Source organism: Microbacterium sp., from assembly GCF_047972865.1.
In the GTDB taxonomy this organism is placed as follows: domain Bacteria; phylum Actinomycetota; class Actinomycetes; order Actinomycetales; family Microbacteriaceae; genus Microbacterium.
On the sequence record NZ_JBKEAY010000127.1, the window covers coordinates 1 to 9278 of the forward strand.

The 9278-nt window shown below is 69.1% G+C and carries 11 protein-coding genes and 1 pseudogene; 10 read left to right on the forward strand and 2 right to left on the reverse strand.

Annotation, left to right across the window (positions count from 1 at the left end; genetic code table 11):
• Positions 1 to 417, forward strand: a pseudogene (locus ACK5KK_RS07790) (transcription termination factor Rho); the annotation flags it as partial.
• A gap of 2 nt (positions 418 to 419) precedes the next feature.
• Positions 420 to 1490 carry a peptide chain release factor 1 gene (prfA, locus tag ACK5KK_RS07795; RefSeq protein ID WP_416889517.1) on the forward strand — a complete coding sequence of 357 codons (1071 nt, stop codon included), beginning with the start codon at positions 420 to 422 and terminating at the stop codon, positions 1488 to 1490.
• A 198-nt stretch (positions 1491 to 1688) separates the two neighbouring features.
• Here prfA and epsC read toward each other — a convergent pair whose 3' ends face one another.
• Complete coding sequence (gene epsC / locus ACK5KK_RS07800; RefSeq protein WP_416889518.1) at positions 1689 to 2261, reverse strand: serine O-acetyltransferase EpsC; 573 nt, start codon at positions 2259 to 2261, stop codon at positions 1689 to 1691.
• Entirely contained in the window at positions 2261 to 3214 is a 954-nt protein-coding gene (gene cysK, locus ACK5KK_RS07805; RefSeq protein ID WP_416889519.1) for a cysteine synthase A, read from the reverse strand. Before cysK ends, epsC begins: the two co-directional genes overlap by 1 nt.
• Before the next feature lie 119 nt (positions 3215 to 3333).
• On the opposite strand from cysK, the gene prmC reads away from it, so the two are divergent.
• From prmC to ACK5KK_RS07845, 8 genes are all read left to right on the forward strand, one after another.
• The gene (gene prmC / locus ACK5KK_RS07810) at positions 3334 to 4215 is read left to right on the forward strand and encodes a peptide chain release factor N(5)-glutamine methyltransferase (protein WP_416889520.1); all 882 of its coding nucleotides are present in this window, start codon (positions 3334 to 3336) and stop codon (positions 4213 to 4215) included.
• A gap of 118 nt (positions 4216 to 4333) precedes the next feature.
• Positions 4334 to 5011, forward strand: coding sequence for an L-threonylcarbamoyladenylate synthase (locus tag ACK5KK_RS07815; protein WP_416889521.1), 678 nt, complete (start codon positions 4334 to 4336; stop codon positions 5009 to 5011).
• Positions 5008 to 6168: an MraY family glycosyltransferase gene (locus tag ACK5KK_RS07820; protein ID WP_416889522.1), complete on the forward strand. Its 1161-nt coding sequence runs from the start codon at positions 5008 to 5010 to the stop codon at positions 6166 to 6168. Before ACK5KK_RS07815 ends, ACK5KK_RS07820 begins: the two co-directional genes overlap by 4 nt.
• Positions 6165 to 6656: a hypothetical protein gene (locus ACK5KK_RS07825; RefSeq protein WP_416889523.1), complete on the forward strand. Its 492-nt coding sequence runs from the start codon at positions 6165 to 6167 to the stop codon at positions 6654 to 6656. Before ACK5KK_RS07820 ends, ACK5KK_RS07825 begins: the two co-directional genes overlap by 4 nt.
• A gap of 106 nt (positions 6657 to 6762) precedes the next feature.
• Positions 6763 to 7575: a F0F1 ATP synthase subunit A gene (gene atpB / locus ACK5KK_RS07830; RefSeq protein ID WP_416889524.1), complete on the forward strand. Its 813-nt coding sequence runs from the start codon at positions 6763 to 6765 to the stop codon at positions 7573 to 7575.
• 50 nt (positions 7576 to 7625) lie between these two features.
• Entirely contained in the window at positions 7626 to 7862 is a 237-nt protein-coding gene (atpE, locus tag ACK5KK_RS07835; protein WP_416889525.1) for an ATP synthase F0 subunit C, read from the forward strand.
• A gap of 29 nt (positions 7863 to 7891) precedes the next feature.
• Complete coding sequence (locus ACK5KK_RS07840) at positions 7892 to 8443, forward strand: F0F1 ATP synthase subunit B (protein ID WP_416889526.1); 552 nt, start codon at positions 7892 to 7894, stop codon at positions 8441 to 8443.
• On the forward strand, positions 8443 to 9231 hold the full coding sequence (locus ACK5KK_RS07845) for a F0F1 ATP synthase subunit delta (RefSeq protein WP_416889527.1): 789 nt from the start codon (positions 8443 to 8445) through the stop codon (positions 9229 to 9231). Before ACK5KK_RS07840 ends, ACK5KK_RS07845 begins: the two co-directional genes overlap by 1 nt.
• The last annotated feature ends 47 nt before the right edge of the window (positions 9232 to 9278 follow it).

Below are 9278 nucleotides of genomic sequence, written 5' to 3' on the forward strand. Positions count from 1 at the left end.
TTCTTCGGCGCCGCGCGCAACATCGAGAACGGCGGGTCGCTCACGATCCTCGCCACGGCGCTCGTGGAGACCGGTTCCAAGATGGACGACGTGATCTTCGAGGAGTTCAAGGGCACCGGCAACAGCGAGCTTCGACTGAACCGCCAGCTCGCCGACAAGCGGATCTTCCCCGCCGTCGACATCAACGCGTCCTCGACGCGCCGCGAGGAGATGCTGCTGTCGCCGGACGAGGTGAAGATCACCTGGAAGCTGCGGCGCGCGCTGGCGGGGCTCGACCCGCAGCAGGCGCTGGAGGTCGTGCTCGGCAAGCTCAAAGAGACGCAGTCCAACGTCGAGTTCCTGGTGCAGATGCAGAAGTCGATCCCGACGCCCACGCACGAGGGCGGCACGAACGGGCACGACAACAGCATCCGCTGACCGTGTTCGAGTCGGTCCAGTCGCTGGTCGACGAGCACCGCGCGGTGCAGGAGGAACTCTCCGATCCGGCGGTGCACGCCGATCCGGCGCGTGCCAAGCGCGTCAACCGCCGGTACGCGGAGCTGTCGAAGATCGTCGCCGCCTACGACGCGTGGACGAACGCGTCCGGTGACCTCGACGCGGCGCGCGAGCTCGCCGCGGAAGACGACGCGTTCGCGCGTGAAGTGCCCGTGCTGGAGGAGGGCCTTGAGGCCGCCCAGGAACGGTTGCGGCGCCTGCTGATTCCTCGCGACCCCGACGATGCCCGTGACGTGATCATGGAGATCAAGGCGGGGGAGGGGGGCGCGGAGTCCGCACTGTTCGCCGCCGACTTGCTGCGGATGTACCTGCAGTACGCCGCCGCGAAGGGCTGGAAGACCGAACTGTTGGAGCGCACCGAGTCCGACCTGGGCGGCTACAAGGACGTGCAGGTCGCGATCAAGGGCGTCTCCAGCGACCCGGCGCAGGGGGTGTGGGCGCACCTGAAGTACGAGGGGGGTGTGCACCGGGTGCAGCGGGTGCCGGCGACCGCGTCGCAGGGCCGCATCCACACCTCCACGACCGGGGTCCTCGTCTTCCCGGAGGTCGACGAGCCCGAGGAGGTGCAGATCGACCCGAACGACCTGAAGATCGACGTGTACCGGTCTTCGGGTCCGGGTGGACAGTCGGTGAACACCACCGACTCCGCCGTGCGGATCACCCACGTTCCCACCGGCATCGTGGTCGCGATGCAGAACGAGAAGTCGCAGCTGCAGAACCGAGAGGCGGGCATGCGGGTGTTGCGCGCGCGGCTGCTCGCCAAGCAGCAAGAGGAGCGGGATGCCGCCGCGTCCGACGCGCGTCGCTCGCAGATCCGTGGCATGGATCGCTCCGAGCGCATCCGGACGTACAACTTCCCTGAGAATCGCATCGCGGACCACCGCACCGGGTACAAGGCGTACAACCTCGATCAGGTGATGGACGGCTCCCTGGACCCGATCGTCGAGTCGGCGATCACCGCCGACGAAGAAGCGCGGCTGGCCGAGATCGGCTGAACCGGCCGACCGTCCGATCCTCGCGGTGGGTCTGCCGCTCGCGTTCAGCGGCTCGACGGTGCCGCCCCGTGACACGGTGGTCACGGGGGACCCGCCCAGGTCCCGGATGCCCTGAGGACCGCACGTCACCGAGTCTCCCGAGCGACCTCGGACCGGTGACGACGCCGCCCGCCGCGCGACGCGGAGGCGGCGTCGCCGTCAGATGTGGTACTCGGGCGCAGCCAGCAGGGCGCGGGTGTCCTCGCCGGGCACGCGTGGCCGTGCCTTTCCCGGGATGCCGACGATGACGGAGTCCTCGGGGGCATCGCGGGTGACGACGGAGTTGGCACCGATCGCCGAGCGGGCGCCGATCACGACGGGGCCGAGCACCTTCGCGCCTGAGCCGACCAGGACTCCGTCGCCGAGTGTCGGGTGGCGCTTGCCGGCATCGCGCGTGCGACCGCCGAGGGTCACCTGGTGGTACAGCATGACGTCGTCGCCGACCTCCGCCGTCTCACCGACGACGACCCCCATGCCGTGGTCGATGAAGAAGCGCCGGCCGATCGTCGCGCCGGGGTGGATCTCGATGCCGGTCAGCCAGCGGGTCACCTGCGAGCCGGCCCGCGCCAGAAAACGCAGACGACGCTGCCACAGCCGGTGCATGAGCCGATGCGACCAGATGGCGTGCAGGCCCGGATAGAGCAGGGCGATCTCCAGGGCGCTGCGCGCGGCGGGATCGCGCAGCTTCGCGGCCGCCAGGTCTTCCCGCATCCGATCCCATGCCCCGGCCATCAGTCCTCCCGCAGGTGCTCGTACAGTGCGGTCGACAGATATCGTTCGCCGAAGGAGGGGATCACCACCACGACGTTCTTCCCGGCGGCCTCGGGACGCGCCGCCACCTGCAGCGCGGCCCACACCGCGGCGCCGGAGGAGATGCCCACCAGGATCCCCTCGCGCACGGCGACGTCGCGCGCCGTCGCGATCGAGTTCTCGAACGAGACGTCCTGGACCTCGTCGATCACGGACCGGTCGAGGATCGGCGGGATGAAGTTCGGGCCGATGCCCTGGATCTTGTGCGGGCCGGGGGTGCCCTCGGTCAGCAGCGGCGACTCGGCCGGCTCGACCGCGACGATCTTCGCGTCCGGGACGCGGTCCTTCAGCACCTGACCGACGCCGGTGATGGTGCCGCCGGTGCCGATGCCGGCGACGAAGTAGCCGATCTGCCCGTCGGTGTCGCGGAGGATCTCCTCGGCGGTCGTCTTCCGGTGGACCTCGACGTTCGCCTGGTTCGCGAACTGCTGTGCGAGCACCGCACCGGGGGTGGATCCGGCGATCTCCTCGGCTTTGGCGACGGCGCCCTTCATGCCGAGGGCGGGGTCGGTCAGCACCAGCTCCGCGCCGTATGCCTTCAGGAGCATGCGCCGCTCGATGGACATCGACGAGGGCATGCTGAGGATGACGCGGTAGCCGCGCGCGGCGCCCACCATGGCCAGCGCGATGCCGGTGTTTCCGCTCGTGCCCTCCACGATCGTGCCGCCCGGCTGCAGGTCGCCGGAGGCTTCGGCGGCATCGACGACGGCGATGCCCAGCCGGTCCTTGACGGAGGAGGCCGGGTTGTAGAACTCGAGCTTGGCCAGCACGGTGCCGGGCAGTCCTTCGCTCACGCGGTTCAAGCGCACCAGCGGCGTGTTGCCGTAGGCGCTGGTGATGTCGGCGTGGATGCCGTGGGTGACCGGTTCGGGCATGGCGGGGGCCTTTCGGACGGGTGTCATGGGGCACAACAACAGGTAGTCAACAACACTAGGGCCGCGGTTTGTTCCCCGAGCGAATATGACGTTGCGCCCGGATAGGGTGGTGGTCGCCGATGACCCCTCCCGACCTCCCGTTCCCGCGCCTGTCCGATCTGTTGCAGATCGCGACGACCCGCCTCGCTGCCGCAGGTGTGCCCACACCGGCCGTCGACGCGGAGCTGCTGGCTGCCCATGTGCTGGCCTGTGACCGCGGGGCACTGGCGGCCGCCGTCGTCCGCGGCGACACGGTTCAGGCCGCCGAGGAGACGCACCTGGCCGAACTGGTCGACCGGCGCGCCGCGCGTGAGCCGTTGCAGCACCTGACGGGCCGCGCGCCCTTCCGTCACCTCGACCTGGCCGTCGGGCGGGGAGTCTTCGTGCCGCGCCCCGAGACGGAGGTCGTCGCGCAACTGGCGATCGATGTGCTGCGGGCGACCGCGTCGGCAGCACCGGTGGCGGTCGATCTCGGCACCGGGTCGGGTGCGATCGCGCTCGCGCTGGCGACGGAGGTGCCCCACGCCCGCGTATACGCCGCCGAGAACGCGGTGGCGGCGTTCACGTGGGCGAAGCAGAACTTCGCCGAGGTCGGCGCCGACAACGCGCGACTCGCGTTCGTCGACCTGGCCGAGGCGTTCGGAGACCTCGACGGCACGGTCTCGGTCGTCGTGTCCAATCCGCCGTACGTCCCCGACGAGGCGATTCCACGCGACCCGGAGGTGCGGTTGTGGGATCCGCCGTCCGCCCTGTACGGCGGGTCGGACGGGCTCGATGTCATCCGTGTGCTCTCGAGTGTGGCGCTGCGCCTGCTGCACCCGGGCGGAGCCGTCGTCCTGGAGCACGGCGAGAGCCAGGGCGCCGCCATCCGGGCGCTCCTGACCGCCGACGGGTGGCGCGCCGCGGCAACCCACCCCGACCTCACGATGCGGGACCGGGTCACCACCGCGCTCCGCCCGTAGGCATCCCACCCCGCCCCGGGCCGTGACCACCCCGTCCCCAGATTCAGATCGTGTCCGCGCGTCGTCGCACGCCGCTGCCGCGGGCGGCTCGCGGGCGCGCCGTACACTTGACGGCGAGATGTCCCACCTGTTCGACAGCCGCGATGCGGCGCAGTTGCTCCCCGGTATGCGCCAGGCCCGTCAAGCGATCGGCCGGGGCGAGCTGATCGTCATGCCGACCGACACGGTCTACGGTCTCGCCGCCGACGCGTTCAGTTCTGCTGCGGTCGCGCGACTGCTGGCGGCGAAGGGGCGGGGCCGTCAGAGCCCGCCGCCGGTCCTGGTCGCCGGCGTCACCACGATGAAGGCGCTCGTCGCGGAGGTCCCGTCGCAGGTCGAGGAGCTCATCGAGCGTTTCTGGCCGGGAGGCCTGACCATCGTGCTGCCCGCGCAGCCCTCGCTCTCGTGGGACCTCGGGGACACCGGTGGCACCGTCGCCGTCCGCATGCCCGACCATCCCCTCGCCCGAGAGGTGCTGGAGGAGTGCGGTCCGCTGGCGGTCTCCAGCGCGAACCTCACCGGTCGCCCCCCGGCGATCGCCGTGGACGACGCCGTCGACATGCTGCACGATGCCGTGGCGGTTTACATCGACGGCGGCCCATCCGTCCATGGCGCGGCCTCGACCATCATCGATGCCACGGGGCTGGTCACGGGGGAGCGGCCGGTGCGGGTGCTGCGCGAGGGAGTGGTCGGGCGGGACGAACTGCGCGAGGTGCTCGGTGACCTGCTGGCGCCGGCCGCGGACGGCGCGGCGTGAAGTACTACGCGCTCGTCGTCGTCGCCACCGCGCTCGTCACGCTGCTGCTGTCGTGGGCGGTGTGGCGTTTCGGCATCCGCTACCGCATCTACCCGGCGATCCGCGAGCGCGATGTGCACGCACGTCCCACGCCGCGCCTGGGCGGTGTGGCGATGTACCTCGGGGTCGTCTTCGCGTTCGTGATGTCGGCGCAGATCCCGTACTTCCAAATCTTCTGGGACCGGCCCGAGCGCAACTGGGCGCTCCTGGGCGCGACGACGCTCATCGTGCTGGTCGGCGTGGCCGACGACGTCTGGGACCTGGACTGGATGGTCAAGCTCGGGGCACAGTTCCTCGCGGCGGGCATCGTCGTCGGACCCGGCGGGTTCCAGATCTTCGCCCTCCCCATCGGCACGGTCGTCGTGGTGTCGAGCTGGCTGAGCTTCCTGGTGTCGGTCCTGGCGATCGTCGTGGTGATGAACGCCATCAATTTCATCGATGGGCTCGACGGGCTCGTCGCCGGTGTCGCCCTCATCGCCAACGCGGTGTTCTTCGCGTACACCTACCTGTTGATGCGCGACTATGGTTTCACCAGCTACGCCAACCTCGCCGCCTTCATGGCGGTCGTGCTCCTGGGCGTGTGCCTCGGCTTCCTGCCGCTGAACTGGAACCCCGCACGTATGTTCATGGGCGACTCCGGCGCCCTCATGATCGGGTTGCTCATGGCGTGCTCGGCGCTGGCAGTCACCGGAAACCTCCCGCAGACGATGCTGACCGACAACGACGTGTTCGGCCGCTCCCAGCTGCTGGGTGCGTTCATCCCGATCCTGCTGCCGATCGTGGTGGTGCTGCTGCCGCTGCTCGACTTCGGCATGGCCGTGATCCGCCGGACGATGCAGGGGCGGTCCCCGTTCAGTGCGGACCGCAAACACCTGCACCACCGCATGCTCGATATGGGTCACAGCGACCGCGACGCGGTGCTGATCTTCTACGCGTGGACCGCCGTGGCGAGCCTGTCGGTGCTCATGATGTACATCGGCACCCGGCAGGACTGGCCGGGCGGATACTGGCCGGGGATCGCGTTCTTCGTGGTGGGCGCGCTGGCCTGTGTCGTGGTGACCGTGATCCCGGCCCGCGCACGATCGCGCTCAGACACCGATGAGAGGATGCCGTCATGACACGCCCTGCCATCTCCAGTACGCCCCTCCTGCGGACGACGCTGCGGTGGGCGGGGGTGCTGGCGGCGTGCCTGGCCGTCGTCGGCGCACTCGTCGGGTTCGCCGTCGCCGGCACCGACGGCGCGTGGAGCGCACTGGTCGCGGTGCTGATCGGGGCGGTCTTCCTCGCGATGACCGCGCTCAGCATCCTGATCGCCAACCGTTGGTACGGGGATCCGCTGTACGTCCCGATCTTCTTCGGCACGGTGATGGGCGGGTGGGTCGTCAAGTTCGGCGTCTTCATCGTCGTACTGCTCGTGCTGCGCGATCAGCCGTGGCTGAACGGCACGGTGTTCTTCATCTTCCTGGTGGTCACCGTCCTCGGGTCGCTCGCCGTCGACGCGATCGTGATGATGCGGATGCGGATCCCGCACGTGAGCGATGTCGCCTTGCCTTCGGGCGAACAAATCTCAGCCGCCGAGGAGGATTCGGGTGAGGACGGGCACTGAGGTTTGCTAGGGTGGTCGTGAGCCCGCCGCTCCTAGAGTCAGTGCGGAGTCACGCTCACCGACCATCGTCGCTTCGGTTCACGCCGACGCCCCGAAGCTGGAGCCAGTGCTGTTTACTCAAGCTGCGACCCTGATCGCCACCTCGACCGATGACGGACCGCAGTTCCATGGCCCGACGATCGATGAGTTCTTCCCGGAAGCCGTCTTCCAGATCGGCGACCTGGTCATCAACCGCATCCACCTGATCCAGTTCCTCGCGACGATCGCCGTCGTGCTGATCTTCTGGCTCGGCACGCGGCGCATGAAGGTCGTCCCCGGTCGCTTCCAGAGCGTCGTCGAGATGGGGCTGGACTTCGTCCGCACCGGCATCGCCGAAGACCTGCTGGGCAAGAAGGACGGGCAGCGGTTCCTGCCGATCCTCACCACGATCTTCTTCATGATCCTGTTCATGAACATCACGGGCATCATCCCGTTCCTGAACATCGCGGGCACCTCGATCATTGCCGTGCCGCTGCTGCTGGCGGCCGTCAGCTACGTCACGTTCATCTACGCCGGCATCAAGAAGAGCCCGAAGAACTTCTTCAAGAACTCGCTGTTCCCGTCGGGCGTGCCGTGGCCGATCTACCTCATCGTCACGCCGATCGAGCTGATCTCGACCTTCGTCATCCGCCCGGTCACCCTGACGCTTCGACTCCTCATGAACATGATGGTCGGTCATTTCCTGCTGGTGCTGTTCTTCGCCGCCACGCAGTTCTTCCTTCTCGATCTCGGCGGGTGGTGGTCGGCGCTGGCCGCCGGGTCGCTCGCGTTCGGCTTCGTCTTCACCCTGTTCGAGATCCTGGTGGCCGTCCTCCAGGCCTACGTCTTCACGATCCTCACCGCGGTCTACATCCAGCTCGCGGTGGCAGAAGAGCACTGAGCGGGCGAACCCGACGGTTCTCCCACCCAACCCCGAAAGGAAACACACCCGTGGACGCAACTACGGTTCTCGCCGAGGTCACCGGCAACGTCGCAACGATGGGCTACGGCCTCGCCGCCATCGGCCCCGCCATCGGCGTCGGCATCGTCGTCGGCAAGACGATCGAGGGCGTGGCCCGTCAGCCCGAGCTGGCCGGCCGCCTGCAGGTGCTGATGTGGATCGGTATCGCCTTCACCGAGGCGCTCGCCTTCATCGGCATCGCGACCTACTTCATCTTCACCAACTGATCGCCCGCCACCAGCCTTAAGGAGACAGGATGCTGAACGCTCTTGTCACGTACGCCGCGGAAGAGGGTGCGACGCACAACCCTCTGCTTCCCGCGTGGTACGACATCATCTGGTCGGCGGTCTGCTTCGTCATCATCCTCTTCGTCTTCTGGCGCGTCGCGCTGCCGAAGATGAAGGATCTGCTCGACCAGCGAGCCACGGCCATCGAGGGCAACATCGCGAAGGCCGACGAGGCCCAGCGCAAGGCCGAGGCCGCGCTCGAGGAGTACACGGCGCAGCTCGCCTCGGCGCGCAAGGAAGCCGGTGAGATCCGTGAGGCCGCCCGCGAGGACGGCAAGAAGATCGTCGCCGAGGCGAAGGAGGCGGCCTCCACCGAGGCGGCTCGACTGACCGCGACGGCGCACACGCAGATCGAAGCCGAACGTCAGACGGCGCTCGTTTCGCTGCGTAGTGAGGTCGGCACGCTCGCGCTCGACCTCGCGGGCAATGTGATCGGTGAGACGCTGTCGGACGACGTCAAGGCGCAGTCCGTCGTGGACCGCTTCCTCGCGGACCTCGAGGCGTCAGAGACGGCCAAGTAATGGGAAGCGCGACCACGCAGGCCCTGGCGGCGACGACGGCGGCGCTCGACGCGGCGTCCGGCGTCGACCTGGGCGTCGCACAGGAGCTGTTCGCGGCTGCGCGCGCGATGGGCGACTCGAAGCCACTCAGCGGTGCCCTCGCCGACGCCGCGGCGGCACCCGCGGCGCGGCGTCAGGTGGTGGCTACCGTCTTCGGCGGCTACCGCCCCGCGGTGACCGCGGTGATCGACGCCGCTGCAGCGCAGCGCTGGTCGTCCGCGGAAGACCTCGTCACCGGCATCGAAGAGCTCGCGGTCCGTGCCGCGGCGAAGGCGGAATCGACCGTCGACGTCGAGGGCGAACTGTTCGGTGTGACACGCACCGTCGCGGCCAACCCCGAGCTCGAACTGGCACTGGGCAGCAGGCTCGGACAGCCGTCCGCGAAGGGCGCGCTGATCGAGAAGCTCCTCGCCGGTCGCACCAGCCCGGCAACGAGCCTCATCGTCTCCTCGCTCGTCCAGCAGCCGCGGGGTCGCCGCGTGCGCTCGCTGCTGAGCTGGGCCATGCGCCTGGTCGCCGACCAGCGCGGCCGCACCGTCGCGACGGTGTACGCCGCCGCCGCGCTCACCGACGCTCAGCAGGCGCGCCTGCAGGCGCTGCTCGCGCAGCGCACCGGGGGCGAGGTGTCGATCAACGTCGTCATCGACCGCGAGGTCGTCGGCGGCATCCGCGTCGAGATCGGCGACGAGGTCGTCGACGCCTCCATCTCCTCCCGCCTCAGCGACCTGCGACAGCGGCTGGCGGGCTGACCACTCACCGCTCTCCGAGCGGTTTCGCGGGGCCTGCGCCCCGTACC

What these genes read in the sequence shown, in the direction of transcription:
- ACK5KK_RS07815 (WP_416889521.1), top strand. Translation starts at nt 4,334, where the DNA reads ATGTCCCACCTGTTCGACAGCCGCGATGCGGCGCAGTTGCTCCCCGGT.
- ACK5KK_RS07840 (WP_416889526.1), top strand. Translation starts at nt 7,892, where the DNA reads ATGCTGAACGCTCTTGTCACGTACGCCGCGGAAGAGGGTGCGACGCAC.
- prmC (WP_416889520.1), top strand. Translation starts at nt 3,334, where the DNA reads ATGACCCCTCCCGACCTCCCGTTCCCGCGCCTGTCCGATCTGTTGCAG.
- ACK5KK_RS07825 (WP_416889523.1), top strand. Translation starts at nt 6,165, where the DNA reads ATGACACGCCCTGCCATCTCCAGTACGCCCCTCCTGCGGACGACGCTG.
- ACK5KK_RS07845 (WP_416889527.1), top strand. Translation starts at nt 8,443, where the DNA reads ATGGGAAGCGCGACCACGCAGGCCCTGGCGGCGACGACGGCGGCGCTC.
- epsC (WP_416889518.1), bottom strand. Translation starts at nt 2,261, where the DNA reads ATGGCCGGGGCATGGGATCGGATGCGGGAAGACCTGGCGGCCGCGAAG.
- cysK (WP_416889519.1), bottom strand. Translation starts at nt 3,214, where the DNA reads ATGCCCGAACCGGTCACCCACGGCATCCACGCCGACATCACCAGCGCC.